This window comes from Bradyrhizobium yuanmingense (assembly GCF_900094575.1).
Taxonomy (GTDB): domain Bacteria; phylum Pseudomonadota; class Alphaproteobacteria; order Rhizobiales; family Xanthobacteraceae; genus Bradyrhizobium; species Bradyrhizobium yuanmingense.
Map to the genome: position 1 here is coordinate 41,380 of NZ_FMAE01000012.1, position 23,208 is coordinate 64,587.

Below are 23,208 nucleotides of genomic sequence, written 5' to 3' on the forward strand. Positions count from 1 at the left end.
CCGGTTTATTGACGAAAAGTTGCCGCAATTGGCCGAGTCCGGTTGAGAATTGCGTTGATTGCTAAGGCGTTACGGCGCGATCCTGTTAACGATGATTAAGAATGTCTTAATCGCGGGCATTTCATTCGCGACGCTCTGCCAATAGGATGTTGCAGAAATTGGCGGACAAGCCGTCCGGGTGGGGACGGCTCGGAGATCCGCGCAAGCGGCATGATCCGGTCTGTGGGCTTGCGTCGCGCGCAGGGCTCGCGGGGGGACGCGTACAAGTAACGAGGGCTCGGACTGAACATGGCGAACACTCCGAAAAAGGTCAAAGACCCTACAGAAGTTGCGCTTTCTGCAATCCAGGAAGCTCTGAACATCAGCGACACCGCGGCCGATACCAGCCGCAACGCCGCAATGCGCAACGAAACGGCGCCCCCGGTGCCGCCGGCCGCGCCTCCGGTCTTCGACGAGCCGAGCTTCGAGCCGCGCCCCGCCGCCAACGAGCGCTCGACCGTGTTCGACCCGGTCGAGGAGCCGCGCACCGCGCGCCGCGCCGCCAACGACGATCGCGAGACCATCGGCCAGCTGCTCCAGGCGCTGCAGAAGGGCCGCCCTGCCCGCAGCGTCTACACCTTCGCCACCATCTTCGCCGGCATCTGGCTCGCCGCATGCGCTGCGCTGACCTTCGGCTTCCTGCCCTCGATCCAGGCCGCCATGGGCCAGAGCGGCGGCGTGCTCGTGATCGCCGGCCTCGTCGCGATGTTCTTCGCACCGGTCATGCTGTTCTACTTCCTCGCGAGCCTCGTCTGGCGCGGCCAGGAAATGCGCATGATCGCGCAGGCGATGGCGCAGGTCGCGATCCGCTTCTCCGAGCCGGAAGGCTCGGCCTCCGATTCCATGGTCACCGTCGGCCAGGCCATCCGCCGCGAGGTCGCGGCGATGGGCGACGGCATCGAGCGTGCGATCGCGCGCGCCGGTGAGCTCGAGACGCTGGTCGCCAATGAGGTCGCCGCGCTCGAACGCGCCTATTCCGACAACGAGGTGCGCATCCGCGCTTTGCTCCAGGACATCGCGCATCAGCGCGACAACCTGGTCGGCCAGGCCGAGCAGGTTCGCAGCGCCATTTCCGGCGTGCAGATCGACCTGCGCCACGACATCGCGCTGATCTCGGACGCGATCGCCTCCCGCGTCGACGAGGTGGCCAAGTCGATCACCGGCGCTCTGGAAGAGCGCGGCGCCCACATCACCCAGGCGCTGAGCAATGCCGGCGACAACATGATCCTGGCGCTCGGCGAGCGCGGCGGCGACCTGCTCGACCGTCTCGAGGAGGCCAGCAACGAGACCACGCGCGCCGTGCTCGACGCCAGCGAGCGGCTGACCACCAGCCTCAACTTCAAGACCGGCCACGTCCACGACGAGTTCGTCGACCTCGCCGACCGCGTCCACGAGATGCTGAACGAGCGCATCGACCGCATCACCGGCGAGTTCGAGCAGCGTTCCGCCGCGATCGTCGACGGCATCTCCGAGCGCACCGAGCAGGTGCACGATTCCTTGAAGAACTCGTCGGACTCGCTGCTGCTCGAGCTCGAGCTGCGGTCCAACGACATCTCCGCCAAGATCGACGACGCCGGCAACCGCCTCGCCGGCCAGATCATGACGAGCGGTGACAAGGCCAGCGAGGCGCTCGACGCCACCGTCAACGCCCTGGTCGCCAAGGTCGTCAGCCAGACCGAGACCGCGCACGATTCGCTGTCGCTGCAGATGAGCGCGTTCGACGAGCTGGTGAGGAACCAGGGCACCGAGCTGGTCGAGAAGTTCGCCCGCGACTCCGGCACGCTGGGCGCGCTGATCACCCGCCACATCTCCGAATTCGACCGCACCGTTAAGACCTTCGGCGGCGAGATCGTCGAGCGCATGGGCCAGCGCACGCAGGACATCGCCGAGACACTGAAGACCTATGTCGACGATTTCGACACCCGCTTCACGTCGAACGGCGGCCAGATCACGGCGGTGCTCGACCAGCGCCTCGTGCAGTTCGAGACCACGATCGGCGAACGCGTCGGCAATATCGACGCCTCGCTGAACGGCAAGATCGCCAGCCTCGACGGCACCATCCAAGGCCACATCAGGACCTTCGACGAGCAGCTCGTCGGCCGCGTCGCCGCGCTCGAGCTGTCGTTCGACAGCCGCGCGAAGTCGATGACCGAGACCATCGACGGACGCATCAACACGCTGGCGACGTCGCTGAGCGACGGTGCCGCGCAGGCGATCCAGTCTATCGACTCCCGCCTCACCTACCTCACGACGTCGCTGACCGGCGGGGCGTCGCAGGCCATCGAAACAATCGATGCACGGCTCAATCACCTCACGAGCTCGCTCACCGACGGTGCCTCGCAGGCCATTGAAACCATCGATGCGCGCCTCAACCACCTCACGAGCTCGCTGACCGACGGCGCATCGCAGACCATCCAGTCGATCGACACCCGCCTGACCCACCTCACGACCACGCTCACGGGTGGCGCGACGCAGGCGCTCGAATCCATCGACTCCCGCCTCACCTACCTGACCACCGCCGTGACCAACGGCGCATCGCAGGCCGTGCAGTCGATCGACACGCGCCTGACGCTGCTGACCTCGACGCTCACCGACGGCACCGCGCAGGCGATCGAGGCGGTCGACCGCCGCATCACCGGCGTCACCGAGATCATCGACGGCCGCAGCACGCATCTGACCGACACGGTCACGGCACGCTTCCAGGAGATCCAGCAGGCCATCGAGACCAAGGTCGGCTCGGTCGCCAGCGACATCGACGTGCGCGTGGCTCAGTTCGAGGATCTGCTCGGCTCGCGCGTCGAGGCCGTGGCCGGCCGCATCGAAAGCAGCGGACGCCAGGCCAGCGAGGACATGATGTCCCGCGCCGAGATGATCTCGACCGCGATCCGCTCGCATGTCGAGGACGCCGAGCGCTCGCTCACCAACCTCGTCGTCAACACCAGCGAGACCATCCAGACCGGCGCGCGCACCGCCCAGCAGTCGCTGCTGACGGTCTCCTCCGATGTCAACGCCCAGCTCAAGATGACCTCCGCCGAGGTCGAGCAGGCGCTGACCGCAGTCGGCACCGGTGCGGCGAACTCGATCCTGACCAGCGCGCGCGAAGCGCAGTCGACGCTGGTTGCGGCCTCGGGCGAAGCCTCCACCCAGATCAAGGGGCTCGCGGCCGATGTCGAGCGCACGCTGTCGGCGGCGGGCTCCGCCACCGCGGCCTCGATCCTGGCCGGCGCCCGCGAGGTGCAGACCACCCTTGTCACCGCGTCCTCGGATGCGGCGAGCCAGGTCAAGACCCTCACCGCCGACGTGCAGCGCTCGCTGTCGATGGCCGGCACCGCCACGGCGGAGTCGATCACCGCCGGCGCCCGCGATGCGCAGAGCACGCTGATCGCGGCCTCGACCGAGACCGCAAACCAGATCAAGGCGCTGTCCTCGGACGTGCAGCGCTCGCTGACGATGGCGGGCACCTCGACGGCCGAGACCATCATGAGCGGCGCCCGCGAGGCCCAGAGCACGCTGGTGACGGCGTCCTCGGACGCGGCGAGCCAGGTCAAGTCGCTCGCGGCCGAAGTGCATCGCTCGCTCTCTCAGGTCGGCCAGACCACCGCCGAGACGATCACCACCAGCGCCCGCGACGCCCAGAGCACCCTTCTTGCTGTCTCCGCAGAACAAACCAGCCAGGTCCGTTCGCTCGCGGCCGAGATGCAGCGCGCGCTGGCGACAGCCGGCGGCGCCACCATCGAGGCGCTCACCAGCGGCGTGCGCGAGGCCCAGGGCACGCTGATCTCCGCCTCGACCGATGCGGCGGGCCAGATCAAGTCGCTGACGACGGACATCGAGCGCACGCTGACCGCGGTCGGCGCCGACACCGCCTCGACCATCCTCAACAGCGCGCGTGAAGCCCAGATCTCGCTGACCTCTACCTCGGCCGACGCCGCGAGCCAGATCCGCACGATCTCGACCGAGATCGAGCGTACGCTGAGCGCGGCCGCCGCCAACGCGACCAACGATATCCAGACCAGCGCGCTCAACGCCCAGAACGCGCTGATCTCCGCCTCCAACGAGGCGAGCTCGCGCGTCAAGTCGAGCTCGGCCGACGTCGAGCGCTCGGTGCTCGCCGCCAGCTCCAGCTTCGGTCAAGCCATGACCGGCAAGACCGACGAGATCGTCACCTACGTGCAGCAGCAGGCCGACCGCCTGTCGAACATGATCGACGCCAAGCGCGGCGCACTGGTCGACGCGATCGGCTCGAAGACCAGCCAGCTCACGCTCGACATCGACCGCGTCACCTCCGACGCGCTGAAGTCGATCGAGACGCGCGGCCAGGCCTTCTCGCAGACCATGATGGGCAACGGCTCGGAAGTCGCCCGCACCATCAACGCGGCGAGCGAGGTCGCCACCAGCGCCGTCGGCAAGTCGCTCAAGGACCTCGAGCAGGCCTCGCGTTCCGCGATCGACCAGTCGCGCCAGGTCTCGATCGCGGCCGTGACGGAGATGCAGGAGACCAGCAAGATCCTGCGCACCGACACGGTCGCCCTGTTCGAGCGCCTGCGCGAAGGCAACATCCTGCTCCAGGAGGTGCTGACCGGTGCGCACGACAACCTCAACTCGCTCGAGCGGGCGCTGGTGACCCGCGTCGCCGACTTCGTCTCGGCGATGAACGACGTCACCTCGCGCAACGGCGCGGCGACGCAGAACCTGGAAGAGCAGCTCAACGTCTTCAACAGCAAGACCACGAAGGCGCTGCAGGATCTCGGCGAGCTGTCGACCCAGTTCGACAAGCATGGCCAGGCGCTGGTCGAGGCCGCGCAGGTCGTCGAGCAGAGCAACAAGAACACCACTGCCTCGCTCGCCGAACGCAAGCAGGCACTGGAATCGCTCGTCACCACGATCGACCTGCGCACGGCCGATCTCGACCAGCGGCTGTCGCGCTTCACCGGCCTGCTCGATGAATCGCTTGCCGCGGCCGAAGAGCGCGCCCGCGACATCGCCCGCGTCGTCGCCGAGACCGCCGGCGCCGGCTCGGCCGCGATCACCCGTCAGTTCGAGGCGGTGCGCGCGGCGTCTGAAGAGGAGCACCGGCAGACCATCGAGGCCATGCACGACATCTACCGCCAGACCACGGACGAGGCGGATACGATGTTCAAGCAGTCGACCGAGAAGTTCACCAACCTCGTCGCCAGCATGAAGCAGATGGCTTTGGAGATGCACAACGAGCTCGAAGCCACCCGCAACGAGCTGCGCCGCGGCGTACTCGAGATGCCGCAGGAGGCCGCCGAGAGCACGGCGCAGATGCGCAAGGTGATCGTCGACCAGATCGAGGCGCTCGCCGAGCTCAACCGCATCGTGGCCCAGCACGGCCGCGGGCTCGACGTCACCACGGCGGGCCGCGCCAGCGTGCAACGCCAGGAAGAGCCGGTGCTGGCCGCCGTCGGCGGCCGGGCTCCCGAGACCCGCATGCGCGACATCGGCAGCGCCTCGACGCTGCCGCCGCCGGACCTCGGCATGCCGGCCGGGCGCCGCACCGAAGCGCCGCCGGTCGCGCCCGGTGGCAACGACCAGGGCCGTGACGGCTGGCTGTCGGACCTGCTCAACCGCACCGACGCCAATCAGGGCGCACCGGCCGGTCAGGCTCCGCGTGGCCGCGCGGCGCCCGCGCCGCAGCCGCAGGCGCCGCAGGCAAGCAGCAATCCGCTGGAATCGCTGTCGCTCGACATCGGCCGGCTGATGGACCGCAACCTCGCCGCCGAGATGTGGGACCGCTACCAGCGCGGCGAGAACAAGGCCTTCACCAAGCGCCTGTACACGCCCGCCGGCCAGAAGGCCTTCGACGAGGTCGCCCGCAAGTACCGCGCCGACCGCAACTTCAAGGGCACGGTCGACCGCTACGTCGCCGAGTTCGAGCGCCTGCTCGACGAAGTCGCCCGCGACGGCCGCGGCCCGCAGGAGCTGCGCAGCCACCTGATCTCGGAAACGGGCCTGGTCTACACCCTGCTCGCGCACGCGGCGGGCCGGCTGGGGTGAGCGGAAGCTCGCCAATGGCGAATTGCGAATAGCGAATGAAAACGGAGCCCTCGCGGGCTCCGTTTTTGTTTGGGATCGATCCGTGAGGAAGGCTGTATACGCTACTCGCTATTCGCCACTCCCCATTCGCGCTTTCCTACCGCCTACCGCCTCGGCGCTGCCGCAGGCTTCGGCGGCTCGGGCGGCGGGGCGGGCTGCGACGAGTTGCTGGCGCCGAACAGGACGCGGGTCGGGTTGCGGTCGAAATTGTTCACGGCGCGGCTAATGTCGCCGAGGGTGCGGCGGCCGTCGGCCATCAGAGCGCCCGAGCGCTTGTCGAAATCTTCGGCTAGCTCGCGGATCGACTTCACCGCCTGGAACAGCTCGCCGCCGTCCTTGCCGCCGGCCAGCGTGTTGAGGCCGAGCATGAGATTGTCGGCCTTGAGCATGACGCCGTCGACCTTGGCCATCACGGCGTCGATCTTTTCGGAATTGCGCGCCAGCGAGTTGGTAAAGGTCTCGAGGTTCTTCAGCGAGTTCTTCACCGATTCCTGATTGTCGGCGACGATCTTGTTGACGTTCTGCAGCGTGGCGCGGATCGCCTCGGTGACATCCTGGAGCTTGTTGGGGTCGGCCGTGAGCGTCGGGATGCCGTCCTGGTCGAGCGGCGGAGCCGGCGCGGCCTCCTCGCCGCCCTTCAGCGAGATCGCCGCAACGCCGGTGAGACCCTGGAATTCGAGGCCGACCAGGGTGTCCTTGCGGATCGGGGCGTTATTCTCGATCATGGCGAGTGCGACAACCCGCCGCGGGTTGTCCAGCTTCACCGAGACCACCTCGCCCACCCTGATACCGTTGAAATTGACGCTGCCGCCGTTGCGCAGGCCCGCCGCCGGGCCCTCGAACACGACGCGCAGGGGGCTGCGCTGCTTGGTCGTGTGCAGCGACTGAAACCACAGCACGAAGCCGATCGCGGCGGCGATCACCGCCAGCGTGAACGAGCCGATCAAAATGTAGTTCGCCCGCGTTTCCATCAGGTGCTCCGGCTACTCAACCCAGCTCTCAACCCATGACCGCGCGGGCGCGCTTGCCATGAAAATACTGCCTCAGCCAGGGATGCTGCGAGGCCTGCATGTCGGCGATCGACCCTGCCGCAATGATCTTACCGTTCCCTAAAACGGCGATGCGGTCACATGCTGTGTATAGGCTGTCGAGGTCGTGGGTTACCATGAAAACCGTCAGCCCCAAAGTGCGCTGCAGGGTCCGAACCAGCTCGTCGAAGTCGCCCGCGCCGATCGGATCGAGGCCGGAGGTCGGCTCGTCCAGGAAGACGAGGTCGGGATCGAGCGACAACGCACGCGCCAGCGCCACGCGCTTGATCATGCCGCCGGAGAGTTCGGACGGGAAACGCTCGGCGACCTCGGGCTTGAGGCCGACCATCGTGAGCTTGGCCATGGTGATCTCGTCCATCAGCCGCTGCGAGACGCGCAAATATTCGCGCATCGGAAACTGGATGTTCTGCCGCACGGTCAGCGAGGAGAACAGCGCGCCCTGCTGGAACAGGACGCCCCAGCGCCGCTCGACATTGCGCCGCTGCGACGCGCTCGATGAATCGAGGTCAACGCCGAACACTTCGATGGAGCCCGCGACCTTCGGCACGAGGCCGATGATGGTGCGCGTCAGCACCGACTTGCCCGCGCCCGAGGGGCCGACAAATCCCAAAATCTCGCCGCGCTTGACGTCGAGGTTGAGCCCGTCCAGCACGCGCGTTGAGCCAAACTGCACGGTGATGTCGCGGACGCGGATGATCGGGTCCTGTATCTCGCTTTGAGTTTCTCTTGCCATCGTCACATCCCGATCGAGGCGAAGAAGATGGCGAAGATGCCGTCCATGACGATGACGAAGAAGATGCCCTTCACCACCGACGCGGTGGTGTGCTGACCCAGCGATTCCGCGCTGCCCTGCACGGCGAGCCCTTCGACGCAGGCGACGATGCCGATCACGGCGGCCATCACCGGCGCCTTGACGATGCCGACGATGAAATGGTCGATCGAGATGGCGTCGCGCAGGCGCAGCAGGAAGGCCTCGGGCTGGACGCCGCCATAGAGCCAGGCCACCAGACCGCCGCCATAGAGCGCGGCCATGGCGCCGAGGAATGCGAGGATCGGCAGCGCCAGCACCAGCGCCATCATGCGCGGCAGCACCAGGACCTCGATCGGATCGAACCCCATGGTGCGCAGCGCGTCGATCTCCTCGCGCATCTTCATCGAGCCGAGCTCGGCGGTGTAGGCGCTGCCCGAACGGCCCGCGACCATGATCGCGACCAGGAGCACGCCGATCTCGCGCAGCACCAGCACGCCGAGCATGTCGACGACGAAGATGTCGGCGCCGAAGCGGCGGAAATGGAAGATGCCCTGCTGCGCGATGATGCAGCCGATCAGGAAGGTGATCAGCACGATGATCGGCACCGCGCGCCAGCAGACCTGCTCCATGTGATGCACGGTCGAGGTCAGGCGGAACGAGCGCGGATGAATCAGGACGCGAAACCACGCCGCGAGCACGGCCCCCAGCATGTCGACGAGGCCTGCCACCGTGCCGGCGACGCCGGCCACGGTCCGGCCGATCTGCTCCAGCATCCCGGAGATGGTGATCGGGTCGCTGTCGACCACGGCCGCCCCCCTGACCCGCCGCACCTCGTCCACGAGGCTGGAATAATTGGCGGAGAGCCCCGCGATCTGCGCCTCGACGGCCCCCTGGGTCAGGCTGCGGCGCAGCCGCTCGATCAGCCAGGCACCGAACGTGTCGAGCTTGGCGACCTCGGAGACGTCGATGAAGATGCTTTGCGGGGTGCCTGCGAGCTTCTCGGCGTCCGCCACCATGCGCTCCAGGACCGGCGCAAAGCTCGCGGTCCAGGTGCCGGTGGCGCACAGTGCCAGCGCGTTGCCCTTGGCAATCCGTTCCAGCTTCGGATCGCCACTCATGTCCGCTCCCGCGCCGGGGCGGAGAAAATCAGATGGTTGCGCACGCGCCCTTACCCAGAGAAGGTATCCCCAAGGGGTTAATGTTAGTTGCTAGAGGTAACTAGCAGGTTCAGATTTCGCCAGAGTTCAAAATGACTTCCATGAAATTTGCAGCTTTGGCGGCGCGAATCGAGCGCTTCCCGATCGCCGGCAGTTTTACCATCAGTCGGGGCGCCAAAACCGAGGCCGTCACGGTCGTGGCGGAGGTCAGCCGGGGCGGCCTGACCGGCCGCGGCGAATGCGTGCCCTATCCCCGCTACGGCGAGACGCCGGAGGCGACGCTGGCCGCGATCCAGGCCATGCAGGAGGCCGTCGCGGGCGGGCTGACGCGAGAGACCCTGCAGGCCGCAATGCCATCAGGTGCGGCCCGCAACGCCTTGGATTGCGCCCTGATCGACCTCGAGGCCAAGGCGGCGGGCTTGCGCGCCTGGAACCTGCTGGGCCGCCCGGCCCCGGAAGAGCGCACCACGGCTTACACGATCTCGTTAGCGACCCCCGAGGTCATGGCCGCCGCGACCGCCAAAGCGGCGCACCGTCCGCTGCTCAAGATCAAGCTCGGCGGCGACGGCGATCCGGAGCGCATCGCGGCCGTGCGCAAGGCCGCCCCTGAGGCCGAGCTGATCGTCGATGCCAACGAGGCATGGACCGAGGCCGATCTGGAGGCCAATCTCGCCGCCTGCGCCGCTTCGGGCGTCACCCTGGTGGAGCAGCCGCTGCCGGCAGGCCCCGACGAAGCGCTGGCGCGCATCAAGCGCCCCCTCGCCGTCTGCGCCGACGAGAGCGTGCATGACCGCTCTTCGCTTGCGCCCTTGCGCGAACGCTACGACGCCGTGAACATCAAGCTCGACAAGACGGGCGGCCTCACCGAGGCGCTGGCCATGGCCGATGCTGCCCGGGCGCTCGGCTTCGAGATCATGATCGGCTGCATGGTCGCGAGCTCGCTGTCGATGGCGCCGGCGATGCTGGTGACGCCGCAGGCGCGCTTCGTCGATCTCGACGGCCCCTTGCTGCTGGCGCGCGACCGCGACCACGGCCTGCGTTATGACGGCAGCCTGGTCTACCCGCCGGATGTTTCGCTCTGGGGCTGAGCCGTGAGGCGATGCCGCGCCGACCAGATCAGAATGGCGCCGGCAGCGGCCATCGCGGCCATGACGTAATAGACATTGTCGCCGATGCGGGCGTAGATCGCGCCTGATGCGATCGACGTCGCCGCCCCCAGGAGCCCGTTGCAGGCGGCGTAATAGCCCTGCCCGCGCGCGATCTGATGCGAAGGCACGCGCTGCACCAAAAGGTTCATGGTGCCGACGATGGTCAGGCCGAAGCTGAAGCCGTGGCCGAGCTGGGCGATCGCGAGCAGCACGAGCGGCGGCTCGCTCGCGGTGACGATCCAGCGCAGCACGGCGACCACGCCGCCGATCGCCATCAGCGTGGACGGCTGCAGCGAGAAGCGCGGCGACAGCGCGAACACGACGATCTCTGCCATAATGCCGAGCGTCCACAGCACCGCGATGGTCAGCCCGCTGATGCCTTGCAGCTGCCAGTTGATGGCCGAGAAGGTGTAGAAGGCGATGTGGCTGCTCTGGATCAGCGCCGCCGACGCGATCACGGCCCAGAAGTCTGCATCGCGCAGCAGCGGCTTGCCGGCATGCCGCTCCGGCGTCCTCCGCCTGAGATCGTCGAGCGGCTGCAGCAGCAGGCTGGCTGCGACCGCGACGACGGCCCAGGCCACGATGACCCAGATCAGGTCGCGCGGAGCGATGACGTCGACGAGATAGCCGCAGGCGAGCGAGCCGGCGGCAAACGCCGCCGACCCCCACAGCCGCAGGGGTCCGTAATCGAGCCCGTAGCGAGCGACACCGCGCAACGCATAGGCATCAGTCAGCGGCATCGTCGGCGTCCACACCATGCAGGTCAGCGCATAGATCAGGAACAGCGCCAGCGGCTGCTGCTGCAGGCCGACCATCGTAAATCCGATCGCGGTGGCCAGCGCCGACACCATGATGGCGGCGCGAACGGCCTGCCGCTTTTCGGCAAAAGCGGTCACTTGCGGCAGCGTGGTGAAGCGCGTGATCGCCGGCAGCGCGGCGATGATGCCGATCCAGACAGCGTCGATGCCGATCGCCTTCAGCCAGACCGGGAAGAACGGCACATGCGTGCCCAGGACCGCAAAAAAGGCCGAATAGAACACGGCGAGGCTCACGGCGAATCGCCGCTTCGTCGCTGCCGCGATGGGGATTTGTGATTCGGACTGCATCAAACCAATTGCGATTCGGTCGATATCGTGGTGATCGTTACAGTAACGCGCACTGATTTGCGCGACGAGATTGTCATGGCCAACGAAGCATTCGCCCTCTCGCCCATGTCTGCCCGCGCGGCCGCGCCGAACGAGCAGGATTACGACGCGATCCGCGAAGCCTTCATGGAGACCGCGCGCGGCCGCTGGTTCCTCGGCGAATATGCCAAGCGCAACCGCAATGCCGACACAAGCATGGTGCTGGATGCGGTCGCCAAAATCGAGGAAACCCTTGCGGCACAGCGGCAACCGGTCGTCGAGGACCGCTTGCCCGAGGCGCTGGTCGAGATCCGCCGCGCCATCCGCGAGGCCGAGACGATCGCGCTCGCCGCGGTCGATGCCGGCGCGATCGAGGCGAGTCTCGCGCCGATCCCGCGCGGGGTACGCATCATCAAGGAGATCTCCTGGCGCTGGCGCGAGATCGGCGCCGACGGGCGAATCTGCGACCTCATTGATTCGCAGCTCGCCTCGATCGAGGCCGCCTGCGGGCAGATCTCGACCCTCGATCCCCGCATCGAGCTCAAAGCCGCGTTCGATCTGCTGAAGGATCGAGTCGAGCAGCTCGACGGCGACGCAACGCCGCAGGCCGCGCCTGCTCCGGCACAGGAGGCGCCGTCATCAGTCGCAGAAGCCTCGCCCGTCGAGATGGCGGCGATGGCGGGCGATGCATCCGTGGCTTTTACGGAGACGCGCGAAGAGATCGCGGCAGCTCCGGAACTCGATGCGGCCGTCGAAGCAGCGGCCGTCGCTGAAACCTCCGCCATCGCCGAGCAGGCCATGGACGCGGCTGCCGCACAGGGGATCGCGGCCGAAAGCCAAATCCCTGCCGAAAGCGCGGCGCTCGAAAACCTCGCGCCTGATGATGCCGAGCTCGAAGCCGTCGCGTTTGAAGAGCCGGCCGCTCAGCCGGAGGCCTTGACGGAAGCAAGCGAGGAGTTCTCGCTCGACGCCGCAGCCGAGGCCGAGGACGAAGCCATCCTCGAGGCCATCGCGATGGAGATGGCCGCGCCCGATCCCGAGTTTGACGAGATCATCGAGCCGGTGGAGATGGCAGCCGCGACGCCGGAGCCCGCGCCCTCGGATGTCGTGGCGTCCATTGCTACCGAACAGCCGGAGCCGGTCGCAGCCGAGCCTGTCCTCGCAGCCATCGCCGAAGAGCCCGCCGCGGACGCGCCGATCGCGCTGGACTCGCTCGCGCGCCTCACCGACGCCATCGCGGAAGCCGCCGCCGAAGTGATGGAGCAGCAGGCGCCCGCCGTGGCGGCCGCAGCATCATTGGCGGCAGCCCCGACCGCGACGCTGCCGATGCCCTCGCCCCTGCCCGCGTCCATGTCCGCGTCCATGTCCGACGCCTCGCTCGGCGCCACCATCCTCGCCAGCGGCATCTTGCAAAAACCCCGCGCACCGGCCAACGACCCGCTCGCCCCGATCCGCCGCATGACCCAGGCCGAGAAGATCGCGTTCTTTTCGTAAGGGGCGCGCACTCCCCCCACACCGTCATTGCGAGCGCAGCGAAGCGATCCAGGCTGTCTCCGCGGAGGATTCTGGATTGCTTCGCTGCGCTCGCAATGACGCGTAGGCGACGTCAGCGCCTCACCCGCAATTCCAGATCGGACCGATCGGCGTGCGCGTCCAGCACGGGCCATAGCTGCCGCCGTTGTAGCGGCCGCCGTTGAATCCGGGGCGGCCGAAATAGTGCCACTCGCCGTCCCAGCGATAATATTGCGGAACCGGGTCGATGTACCAATGGCGACGGTCGGCGCGCGACAGGCGGCGCATGGCGTCTTTCTGCTTGTAGAGCGGGATGCTGTTGCTGAGCGGCTGCCGATAGCCCGGCAGAAAGCCGTAGCCCTTCCAGACCGGCTTGGGGCGCTTTTGCACGGGCTCGGCGGGCGCGACGGCGGGCAGCAGCGACAGAACGACAGCAACGAAGAGACACAGAAGGCGAGACATGAATCGACGATAGACAGGCGGATGCGAGAAGGCCACTCAAATTCGAGTGCGAGGCGTTTCGTCCCACCAAACGCCAGTAAGACGACTAGCCGATCTTGTCGCGCACATGCGCTTCAACGCGGTCCAGGACATGGTCGAGCGAACTCTCGGCCGTATCGAGCACCAAGTGCTCCCGATCCCACGGCTCGTAAGTCAGGCTCACGACGTCATCCCAGGTTGGAACCTTGTGACCGTCAATGTCGGGCAGCCGGTTTTCCACGCGCTGCCGGTGTAACGCCGGTTCGCTGCAAATCACTTCAATCTCGACGATGCCTGCGCCGGTTCGCAAGGCAGTCTGCCGCCATCCGGCGCGGCTTGCCAGCACGGGATTGACGCAGTCCGCGATGACGATGCGCCCGAGCTTGAGGTTTTCGGCGGCAAGCGTGTTGGCAACGGCATAGCCTGCTGCGCCGACGATGAAACCTGCGTCCCGCAATGGCTGCTCGATCGCATCGATACGAAGATAGGTCGCCGCCAGCCTGGCGGTGAGTTCGCGAGCGATCGTCGTCTTGCCGGTACCTGGAAGGCCGCCGAACACGATCAGTGAGGATGGATGCTTCATGATATTCCTAACTGATCACGCCCTTCCTGATCAGGAAGCAGCCATAGCCCCTGCTGTCACCGACCTGCACGACGCCAAAGCCTGCCGCTGCCGCGCGATAGAAATCGGGACGCGCGAGCTTGCCGGGCGTGACCGGCCGGCCAGCCGCACGTGCGATCTCCGCGAGCACGGCGCGCTGCACCTCGGGCACGCGGTCGGGATCGTCGACCGGCATCATCACACGCACCGGATCGGGATCGAAATCGTCGAGCGGATAGACCGACATGATGGCCCGGATGGCAGTTTCCATCGTCATGCCCGGCAATTGGATCAGGCGCTGCGATGAGGTGCTCTGCGCGATCCGGGTGGCGGGGTGATTGGCGTCGACGAACACGAGGTCGTCGCCATGGCCCATCGCGGCGAGCAGCCAGAGCAAATCGGGGGTGAGGATCGGATCGATCGATTTCAGCATGTGGCGGACGTCCTCCCAATCGATCGCTAACCATAGCAGGTTCCGAGCGTGATTCAGATCACGGAGGCCAGCATGGTGACAGGGATCACGGACCGCAAGGCTCGAACGCGGCCAAGCTTGCGCGCAACCAATCTCGCATCGAGATGAGTGCCAAAGGAGCACGCCATGTTCCGCCTAAAGCCCTTTTTCATGACGGCGAGCCTGCTGGGAAGCCTGTTCGGCTTCGCCTGCGGGCCCGTTTCCGCGCAAGTCGCCCCGGTTCAGCCTGCCCCCACCGCCCTGCAAGGCCCGGAGCAGCGGGTGGCGCTGGTGATCGGCAATGCGAACTACCAGAACGCGCCGCAGCTTGCGAATCCCGACGATGACGCCCAGTCGATGGCGCAGTTCCTGAACTCCGCCGGGTTCGAAGTGGTCGCCGCGACCGACTTGACCCAGAACGACATGCTCCGCGTCGTCCAGGACTTCTCCGCCAAGGTCGCCTCGCGCGGTCCGAACACGGTGGCGATGGTCTATTACGCCGGTCACGGCGTGCAGCTCGCCGGCGAGAACTATCTCGTTCCGGTCGACGCCAAGGTTTCCAGCCCGACCGAGCTGGTCAACAATTCGCTGCGCCTCGTCGACGTCATGTCGACGCTGGAGACGATCCCGAGCCGCATGCGCATCGTCATCCTCGATGCCTGCCGCAACAACCCTTTCCCTGAAATCAACGACGCCGGCCGAGGCTTGGCAATCGTCGATGCGCCGAACGGCTCGATCGTCGGCTACTCGACCGCGCCAGGTGCCGAGGCGCTCGACGGCACCAATGGCCACAGCCCGTACACACAGGCGTTCCTGAACGTCGCGCGCGAGCCCAACGTGCCGATCGAGCAGCTGTTCAAGCGCGTGCGCCTGCAGGTCAACCAGACCACCAGCGGCGCGCAGATTCCGTGGGAGAGCTCGTCATTGACGAGCGACTTCACCTTCTTCGGTGACACCGCCGTTGCCGCCAACCGCGCGCCGGTGAAAGCGCCGGTCGTGCAGATGGCCTCCAATTTGCCGAGCCGCTCCACCCGCCAGGCCTATGACTACGTCGTGTCCGAGGGCCGTCCGGAGTACTATCAGGAGTTCATCCGGATGTACCCGCACGACCCGCTGTGCGACCACATCCGCTGGCTGCTCAACAACATCCTGATCTCGCAGGCCTGGCACAAGGCGGTGCTCGCCAACTCGCCGCTCGCCTACAAGAGCTTCTATGACAGCTACGGCAACAGTCCCTATGCGCAGGTCGCGCTGAAGCTGCAGGTGCAGCCGAAGCAGATCCCCCTGATGCAGGCGACCAAGTTCCTGGCGCCGCAGACCATTGCTCCGACGATCAAGATCGGCAATCTCGGCCAGCCCAAATACATGCCGCTGATGCAGCAGGGCAATGGCGCGCAGGTGAACGGCAATCTGCCGGTCGTGCAGAAGCCGCTCGACGGCAATGTCGTCGGCAAGCTCGGCAATGGCGGACAGATCGTCACCCTGCCTGCGGGCAACAACCAGCCGAACCCGCAGAACGGCACGCCGCCGCAGACCCCGAGCAAGATCGTCACGCTGCCTGCGCCGACCAACACGGTCAACGGCAAGGTCGGCATCGGCAAGATCGTGACCCTGCCTGCGACCAGCAAGCCGCAGAACGGCGGCAACAATGCCGGCAACGGCTCTCCGCCCAAGATCGTGAGCATGCCGGTGAATGTCGGCAAAGGCAGCACCAAGATCGACGTGAAGCCGGCCAACGTTCAGACGCAGAACCAGCCGATCCGCGTCAACAACGGCAACACCGGCATCGTGAGGCCCAACATTAGCCCGGTCAACAAGGTGCAGGTGCAGACCAACGTGCAGACGAGCCGTCCGCAGCTCAACACGGTGCCGAACCGCATGGTCAGCAGCAACAACAACTTCCGGCAGTCGATGAACCAAGCGCCGAGCATGAACAATGGCGGCAACCGTCGCGGCGGCTTCACGCACTGATTGCGGCGAGCGAGACGACAAAGGGGCAGAGCGGAAACGCTCTGCCCCTTCTTCATGTCTGTTCTTGGTCATTCCGGGATGCGCCGTAAGGCGCAGGCCCGGAATCCATACTCCCGATCGTGGTTATGGATTCTCAGATGCGCAATTGCGCATCATAGCTCTCGCTGCGCGAGCCCCGGAATGACGATCAGGCCACCAGCTCCGCGAACAGATCCGCATCGACATTGCCGCCTGACAGCACGATGACGACGTTCTTGCCGGCCACATCAAGGCGGCCCGCGAGTAGCGCAGCAAGCCCCACCGCGCCGCCGGGCTCCGCCACCAGCTTCAGCTCGCGATAGGCAAAGGCGACCGCCGCGCCGACTTCCTTGTCCGACGCCGTGACGCCGCGCGCCAAGAGCTTGCTGTTGATCGCAAACGTCATCTCGCCCGGCATCAGGGCCATCAGCGCATCGCAGATGGTGCGGCCGGCCGGCGGATGCGGCTCGCGATGGCCTGCGCTGAGTGAAATGCCGTGATCGTCGAAGGCCTCGGGCTCGGCGACCACGATCTCGGCTTGCGGATAGCGCGCCTTCACGGCGGTCGCGACACCCGCGATCAAGCCGCCGCCGGAGGCCGGCGCCACCACGATGTCGGGGCCGAGGCCGAGCGTTGCCATGTCCTCGGCGATCTCGCGGCCGGCGGTGCCCTGCCCTGCGATCACGAACGGATCGTCGTAGGGTTTGACCAGCGTCGCGCCGCGCTTCTCGGCAATGCCGCGCGAGATCGCCTCGCGGTCGTCCTTGTCGCGGTCGTACAGCACGACCTCGGCGCCGTAGGATTTGGTGCGCTCGCGCTTCGACAGCGGGGCGTCCGCTGGCATCACGATGGTGGCCTGCATGTCGAGGATCTTTGCCGCCGCCGCCACGCCTTGGGCGTGGTTGCCGGAGGAGAACGCGACGACGCCGCCGGCGCGCTTGTCCTGCGGGATCGAGAACACCTTGTTGAACGCACCGCGGAACTTGAACGAGCCGGTGCGCTGAAGCATCTCCGGCTTCAGGAACACTTTCGCACCGACGCGCTCGTTGAGCACGGGGAAGGACAACAGCGGGGTGCGGATGGCGTAAGGCGCGATCACGCGCGCTGCGGCATCGATGTCGGCAGGGCCGACCGGAAGGGCCTGTTCGGTCATGGCGGAATGCTATCGCGGCCAATCAGGCCCGGGCAAGACACCTCCGCGAGAGGATTTCTTGCCTCAAGCCACGAAACGCGGCTGTTCCGCGCCGGTCCGGCCGGGCAGCACCGCCCCGACCGCCAAAATGCTGTCGATAAAGACCGTTGCCGAGGCCTCCCAGGTGTAGTTGGCGGCGAACGCGACGCAGTCCTGCCGGGAGATATCGAGCGCGGCGAAGCAGGCATTGCGCAGATCGTGATCGAGCGCGCCGACCGGCGCATCGCCAATCACGTCGCGGGGACCCTTCACGGGGAAGGCCGCGACCGGCAGGCCGCTCGCGAGCGCCTCCAGCAGGACCAGGCCGAAGGTGTCGGTCTTGCTCGGGAACACGAACACGTCGGCGGCCGCGTAGATATCCGCCAGTTCCTCGCCGTGCTTCTCGCCGAGGAAGATCGCATCGGGGTAGACCTCTTCCAGCGAGGCGCGCGCCGGGCCGTCGCCGACGACCACCTTGGTGCCGGGTAGGTCGAGGTCGAGGAACGCCTCGAGATTCTTCTCGACTGCGACGCGGCCGACCGACAGGAACACGGGTGCCGGCAGGCAGAGATCGATGACGCGCGGGTGGAACAACGTGGTGTCCACGCCGCGCGGCCACAGCACGACATTGTCGAAGCCGCGCGCGGTCAATTCGCGCGCGAGCGCCGGCGTCGCCGCCATCACGGCGCGGCTGGCGCTGTGGAAGCGCCGCAGCGCCCGCCAGATCAGCGAGCCCGGCACTGGCACGCGGGCGCGGACATATTCGGGAAAGCGGGTATGGAAGCTGGTCGTGAACGGCAGCTTGCGCTGGCGGCAATAGCGGCGGACCATCAGGCCGATCGGCCCTTCGGTCGCGATGTGGATGCTGTCGGGACGTGCCTCCTCGATCAGCCTTGCGATCCGGGCCGGGCGCGGCATGGCGAGGCGCACGTCGCGATAGCTCGGCATCGCGAAGGTGCGGAACGATTGCGGCGTCAGGAACGTGAACTCGACGCCGAGCGCTTTTGCAGCGTCAGCGAGCTTGGTCAGCGTCCGAACCACACCGTTGACTTGCGGGTGCCAGGCGTCGGTCGCGACCAGGATGCGCATCAAGTGGTCCTTGTTATGCAGCTCTGGCTGCGACCTGTGGCACCCGCTCCGGCTTCCGCAACTGATCCGCCCAGGTGATGATCTCGAAATGGCCGTCGTCATGCTCGACCAGGGCGGTGCAGCTCTCCACCCAGTCGCCGCAATTCATGTAGCGGATGCCGGCCTCGTCGCGGATCACGGCGTAGTGGATGTGGCCGCAGATCACGCCGTCGGCCTGGTGACGCCGCGCCTCGGCGGCGAGCGCCTGCTCGAAGGCGCCGATATAGTTGACGGCGTTCTTGACCTTCTGCTTGGCCCATTGCGACAGCGACCAATAGGGCACGCCGAACATGCGGCGGAAGAAGTTGACCAGGCGGTTCATCTGGATCGCGAAGTCATAGGCCTTGTCGCCGAGATGGGCGAGCCAGCGCGCGTTCTGCACCACGAGATCGAAGATGTCGCCGTGAATGACGAGATAGCGCTTGCCGTCGGCGCCGGTGTGAACCGTGTTCTCGACCACGTCGATGCCGCCGAAATGCGTGCCGTAATAGTTGCGCAGGAACTCGTCGTGATTGCCGGGAATGTAGATGACCTTGGCGCCCTTGCGCGCCTTGCGCAAAAGCTTCTGGACGAGGTCGTTATGCGATTGCGGCCAGTGCCAGCTCGATTTCAGCGCCCAGCCGTCGACGATGTCGCCGACGAGATAGATCGTATCGGCATCATGGTAGCGCAGGAAGTCGAGCAGAAGATCGGCTTGTGAACCGCGGGCCCCGAGATGGACGTCGGAGATGAACAACGTGCGAAAGCGCCGCTCCGGGCTCTCGTCACTCACATCGTAACTTCCCATGCGCCAGCCTGTAACAATGTCCCGTGACAGGGGGATGACCGATTGAACCCTTGAGGCACCTTCAAATACGAATCACGCCTTGCCTCGCCCTCCCCGCGAATATCAGTCGCATGCGACAATCAGGCGACATGGCGCCGCAGGGTGGGGGCGCTCCCTCCCCCGCTTGCGGGGGAGGCGAAGCAAGCCCGCCTCAGTAGAACTTGTGGAAATGATGGATCGGCCCATGGCCGTGGCCGACGCTGAAGCGGTCGGCGGCGGCGATCGCGGCGCTGATCCAGGCCTTGGCGTTGCGCACGGCGGCCTCGAGGTCCTCGCCCCTGGCCAGCCCTGCCGCGATAGCGGAGGACAGCGAGCAGCCGGTGCCATGGGTGTTGCGGGTGGCCACACGCGGCGCGGCGAGCGCGATCGCGGTCTCGGCAGTGACGAGATAGTCGGTGCTCTCGGCGCCCTCCCCGTGCCCGCCCTTGATCAGGACGGCGCGGCAGCCCAGCGCCAGCAGGCGGCGTCCCTGGCTTTCGATCTCGGCCTCGCTCGCCGCCACCGGCGCATCGAGCAGGGCCGCAGCCTCCGGCAGGTTCGGCGTGATCACGGCAGCCAGCGGCATCAGCCTGGTGCGCAGGGCGTCGACGGCTTCAGTGGCGAGCAGGCGGTCGCCGGAGGTCGCCACCATGACGGGATCGAGCACGACATGCCGCGGCGCCCAGCGCGAAAGCGCGGCCGCGATGGCATCGATGCTGGCGGCTTGGGCCACCATGCCGATCTTCACCGCACCGATGTCGAGGTCGGAGAACACCGCGTCGATCTGCTCGGTGACGAACCCGGCCGGCACCGCGTGAATGCCGGTCACGCCGCGCGTGTTCTGCGCCGTCAGCGCCGTGATCACGGAGGCGCCATAGACGCCGAGCGCGGCAAAGGTCTTCAGGTCCGCCTGGATGCCGGCGCCGCCGCTCGAATCGGAACCGGCGATGGTGAGTGCGACCGGGGTCGTCATCGCGGGAGACATGTGCTTGAGGAGGCCGCCATGGCCTCTCGTAGCGCGACCGTGGAACGTCAGCAAGCGCGCCGGGCCGCCGCCAGGCGTGATTCGCGAACCGATTGCGCGCCTTGCGAATCAGTCGGACACCGCGCGGACCAAGGCCCGCAATGATGCGGGCTTGAAAATGCAACGGCGCCGGACCCTTGCTATAGTCGCGTACCTTAGCGTGCTTCGCCGGTTACGCGAGACGTCAGGTGGTGGAACCGTCCAGCGCCCCCATGTTGCGGGCCGCCGGCCCTGCAAGCCACCTGAACAAGACTCCTTGGGGTGGAACGATGTGGGCCTTCTTCGAACGTCTCCTCGACTCGTCCATGCTGTCGCCGCACGGCATCTGCCTGTTGTGGGAGCCTGAGCTGATCTGGCTTCACGTCGTTTCCGACGCCAGCATTGCCGCTGCCTATTTCTCGATCCCGTTCGCCCTCGCTATCCTCGTCACCAAGCGGCGCGACCTCAAGTTCGGCTGGGTCTACTGGGCGTTCGCGATCTTCATCATGGCGTGCGGCCTGACCCACGTGCTGTCGATCTATACGCTCTGGGTTCCGATCTACGGCATCGAGGGCATGCTCAAGGCCGCCACGGCGGTCGCGTCGGTCTTCACCGCCGCCGCGCTCTGGCCGCTGCTGCCGAAGATCCTCACGATCCCCTCGCCGTTCGAGCTGCGACAGGTCCAGGCCGCGCTCGAGGAGGAGGAAATCAAGAGCCGCGACGCCACGCTGCTGCTGCAGCAGGTCCGCGACGCCCAGCGCGCGATGCGCGAGAGCGTGGCGCGCCTCACCGCGATCGTCGAGACCGCGGTCGACGGCGTCATCCTGCTCGATGCGCAGGACCGCATCCTGCTGTTCAATCCGGCCTGCGAGCGCCTGTTCGGCTACCGTGCCGACGAGGTGATGAACCGCAATGTCGGCATGCTGATGCCCGAGGCGGATGCAGCATCCGAGCGCCAGGCGCGGCATTTCGCGACCGGCGGCGAGGCCGTCGGCCTGCGCAAGGACGGCACGACGTTTCCGATGGAGCTGTCGGTCGGCCAGGCGCGGCAGGACGGCGAATTGATCTTCGTCGGCATCGTCCACGACCTCACCGCGCGCAAGCTGACCGAGCAGCAGCTTCAGCAGGCGCAGAAGATGGAGACGGTCGGTCAGCTCTCCGGCGGCATCGCGCACGACTTCAACAATCTGCTGACCGTCATCATCGGCAATGCCGAGCACCTGAGCGAGCAGCTCAAGGCGAGGCCCGACCTCGGGCGCTTTGCCGACGACATCTGCCAATCGGGCGAACGGGGTGCCGAGCTGACGCAGCGCCTGCTCGCCTTCAGCCGCCGCCAATTGCTGCGGCCTCAGACGATCGATTGCCGGAGCCTGCTCGATTCCATGTTCAAGCTGCTCAAGCGCACCTTGCGCGAAGACATCGAGATCAGGACGACCTCCGGGCCCGGCACGATCCTGGCCTTTGCCGACCGCGCGCAGCTCGAATCCGCCGTGCTCAATCTCGCGCTCAACGCGCAGGATGCCATGCCATCGGGAGGCCACCTCACGCTGGCCACGGAGCTGATCACGATCGAGGATGATGACGGTGCCGTTCACCGGGAGGTCGCACCCGGCAGCTACGTCCTGATCGCGGTTACCGATGACGGCGAAGGCATGACGCCGGAGGTCGCCGCACGCGCGTTCGAGCCGTTCTTCACCACCAAGGAGGTCGGCAAGGGCTCGGGCCTCGGCCTCAGCATGGTCTATGGCTTTGCCAAGCAATCAGGCGGCCATGTCTCGATCTACAGCGAGGCTGGCCTTGGGACCACGGCCAGGATCTACCTGCCGCGCGCGAGCACCGGTAGGTCGCAAGCCGATCTTCCCGACGGCGAGGACACGCCGCCGCGAGGCTACGAGACGGTCCTGATCGTCGAGGACGATCCGTTCGTCCGCTCCTCCGTCATTCGCAGGGTGGAAGCGCTCGGATATCGCGTCGTCGCCGCGGTCAACGGCAAGGACGCCTTGCAGCAGCTGCAGGGCGATCCCGGCATCGACTTGCTGTTCACCGATATCGTGATGCCGGGCGGCATGAGCGGCTGGGAGCTCGCCGATCAGGCGCGGCGGGTGCGTCCCGGCCTGCCGGTCCTGTTCACCTCGGGCTACGCGCTGGAGACCTTGGTCGAGCAGGGCCGCGCGCAGGCGCGAGCGGTCGTGCTGACCAAGCCCTACCGCAAGGTCGAGCTCGCCCAGCGCCTGAGGGATGCATTGGCCGCCGCAGTGGTCCCATCCTAGCATCGCGCCCGAATGCACCTCGGATGATCCAGCAAGTTCGCTTGCTAAATCCAGCCGGTTTTGGCCTATTAGCCGGAAGAATACGCTTTCGGAGTGCCCGCGATGGTTCCTTTTTTCGTTCAGATCAAGTGCAAGCTCGGCCAGTCCTATACGGTGGCCAATGCGCTTGCCGAAGCCGAGATCGCCTCCGAGATCTACTCCACGGCCGGCCAATACGACCTCCTGGTGAAGTTCTACGTCGACAAGGACACCGACATCGGCCACTTCGTGAATGAGAAGGTGCAGGTGCTGCCGGGCATCCAGGACACTCTCACCATCATCACCTTCAAGGCGTTCGGCACCGGCTAAAGCATGATCCGGAAAAGTGCGGAGCGGTTTTCCGGAAAGATCATGCGTAAACAACAACCTAAAGCGCGATGATGATTCATCCCAATCTCATCGCTTTAGATCACGCGCAAAACAACGGCCGAAGC

The 23,208-nt window shown here is 66.5% G+C and carries 17 protein-coding genes; 6 read left to right on the forward strand and 11 right to left on the reverse strand.

Annotation, left to right across the window (positions count from 1 at the left end):
- Nucleotides 1-288: 288 nt before the first annotated feature.
- On the forward strand, nt 289-6,057 hold the full coding sequence (locus GA0061099_RS33330; protein ID WP_036030232.1) for an apolipoprotein A-IV repeat region-like domain-containing protein: 5,769 nt from the start codon (nt 289-291) through the stop codon (nt 6,055-6,057).
- Between the two features lie 143 nt (nt 6,058-6,200).
- Here the strand turns inward: GA0061099_RS33330 and GA0061099_RS33335 are convergent, their stop codons facing one another.
- Genes GA0061099_RS33335 through GA0061099_RS33345 form a run of 3 tightly spaced genes read right to left on the reverse strand, consistent with a single transcriptional unit; the run spans nt 6,201 to nt 9,014 of the window.
- Complete coding sequence (locus tag GA0061099_RS33335) at nt 6,201-7,067, reverse strand: MlaD family protein (protein WP_036015558.1); 867 nt, start codon at nt 7,065-7,067, stop codon at nt 6,201-6,203.
- Nucleotides 7,068-7,095: 28 nt separating this feature from the next.
- Nucleotides 7,096-7,878 (reverse strand): ABC transporter ATP-binding protein, encoded by a 783-nt coding sequence (locus tag GA0061099_RS33340; RefSeq protein WP_036030235.1) that lies wholly within the window; start codon nt 7,876-7,878, stop codon nt 7,096-7,098.
- Between the two features lie 2 nt (nt 7,879-7,880).
- Complete coding sequence (locus tag GA0061099_RS33345; protein ID WP_036030239.1) at nt 7,881-9,014, reverse strand: MlaE family ABC transporter permease; 1,134 nt, start codon at nt 9,012-9,014, stop codon at nt 7,881-7,883.
- A gap of 131 nt (nt 9,015-9,145) precedes the next feature.
- On the opposite strand from GA0061099_RS33345, the gene dgcA reads away from it, so the two are divergent.
- Entirely contained in the window at nt 9,146-10,141 is a 996-nt protein-coding gene (gene dgcA, locus GA0061099_RS33350) for an N-acetyl-D-Glu racemase DgcA (protein WP_074448255.1), read from the forward strand.
- On the opposite strand, the gene GA0061099_RS33355 is transcribed toward dgcA, so the two are convergent.
- The gene (locus tag GA0061099_RS33355) at nt 10,111-11,307 is read right to left on the reverse strand and encodes an MFS transporter (RefSeq protein WP_074448256.1); all 1,197 of its coding nucleotides are present in this window, start codon (nt 11,305-11,307) and stop codon (nt 10,111-10,113) included. The genes dgcA and GA0061099_RS33355 overlap by 31 nt on opposite strands.
- A 75-nt stretch (nt 11,308-11,382) precedes the next feature.
- Between GA0061099_RS33355 and GA0061099_RS33360 the strand changes: the two genes are divergently transcribed.
- A complete protein-coding gene (locus GA0061099_RS33360) occupies nt 11,383-12,819 on the forward strand; it encodes a hypothetical protein (RefSeq protein ID WP_074448261.1) in 1,437 nt (478 codons plus the stop codon).
- 120 nt (nt 12,820-12,939) lie between these two features.
- Here the strand turns inward: GA0061099_RS33360 and GA0061099_RS33365 are convergent, their stop codons facing one another.
- From GA0061099_RS33365 to GA0061099_RS33375, 3 genes are all read right to left on the reverse strand, one after another.
- On the reverse strand, nt 12,940-13,299 hold the full coding sequence (locus GA0061099_RS33365) for a hypothetical protein (RefSeq protein ID WP_036015565.1): 360 nt from the start codon (nt 13,297-13,299) through the stop codon (nt 12,940-12,942).
- A gap of 85 nt (nt 13,300-13,384) precedes the next feature.
- Complete coding sequence (locus tag GA0061099_RS33370; protein WP_244621004.1) at nt 13,385-13,876, reverse strand: P-loop nucleotide/nucleoside kinase family protein; 492 nt, start codon at nt 13,874-13,876, stop codon at nt 13,385-13,387.
- Nucleotides 13,877-13,907: 31 nt separating this feature from the next.
- Complete coding sequence (locus GA0061099_RS33375) at nt 13,908-14,351, reverse strand: RbsD/FucU family protein (protein ID WP_036030270.1); 444 nt, start codon at nt 14,349-14,351, stop codon at nt 13,908-13,910.
- A gap of 165 nt (nt 14,352-14,516) precedes the next feature.
- Between GA0061099_RS33375 and GA0061099_RS33380 the strand changes: the two genes are divergently transcribed.
- Nucleotides 14,517-16,340, forward strand: coding sequence for a caspase family protein (locus tag GA0061099_RS33380; RefSeq protein WP_036030273.1), 1,824 nt, complete (start codon nt 14,517-14,519; stop codon nt 16,338-16,340).
- A 187-nt stretch (nt 16,341-16,527) separates the two neighbouring features.
- On the opposite strand, the gene GA0061099_RS33385 is transcribed toward GA0061099_RS33380, so the two are convergent.
- The 4 genes from GA0061099_RS33385 to thiD all read right to left on the reverse strand — a co-directional run bounded on the left by GA0061099_RS33385 (nt 16,528) and on the right by thiD (nt 20,435).
- Nucleotides 16,528-17,511 carry a threonine/serine dehydratase family protein gene (locus GA0061099_RS33385; RefSeq protein WP_036030275.1) on the reverse strand — a complete coding sequence of 328 codons (984 nt, stop codon included), beginning with the start codon at nt 17,509-17,511 and terminating at the stop codon, nt 16,528-16,530.
- 63 nt (nt 17,512-17,574) lie between these two features.
- The gene (locus GA0061099_RS33390; protein WP_036030278.1) at nt 17,575-18,618 is read right to left on the reverse strand and encodes a glycosyltransferase family 4 protein; all 1,044 of its coding nucleotides are present in this window, start codon (nt 18,616-18,618) and stop codon (nt 17,575-17,577) included.
- Between the two features lie 13 nt (nt 18,619-18,631).
- Nucleotides 18,632-19,444, reverse strand: coding sequence for a UDP-2,3-diacylglucosamine diphosphatase (locus tag GA0061099_RS33395; protein WP_036030281.1), 813 nt, complete (start codon nt 19,442-19,444; stop codon nt 18,632-18,634).
- A 190-nt stretch (nt 19,445-19,634) separates the two neighbouring features.
- Nucleotides 19,635-20,435 carry a bifunctional hydroxymethylpyrimidine kinase/phosphomethylpyrimidine kinase gene (gene thiD / locus GA0061099_RS33400; protein ID WP_036030282.1) on the reverse strand — a complete coding sequence of 267 codons (801 nt, stop codon included), beginning with the start codon at nt 20,433-20,435 and terminating at the stop codon, nt 19,635-19,637.
- A gap of 320 nt (nt 20,436-20,755) precedes the next feature.
- Between thiD and GA0061099_RS33405 the strand changes: the two genes are divergently transcribed.
- Both GA0061099_RS33405 and GA0061099_RS33410 read left to right on the forward strand, forming a co-directional pair.
- The gene (locus GA0061099_RS33405) at nt 20,756-22,735 is read left to right on the forward strand and encodes a hybrid sensor histidine kinase/response regulator (protein ID WP_141697708.1); all 1,980 of its coding nucleotides are present in this window, start codon (nt 20,756-20,758) and stop codon (nt 22,733-22,735) included.
- A gap of 102 nt (nt 22,736-22,837) precedes the next feature.
- Nucleotides 22,838-23,083: an Lrp/AsnC ligand binding domain-containing protein gene (locus GA0061099_RS33410; RefSeq protein WP_018642903.1), complete on the forward strand. Its 246-nt coding sequence runs from the start codon at nt 22,838-22,840 to the stop codon at nt 23,081-23,083.
- Nucleotides 23,084-23,208 lie beyond the last annotated feature (125 nt).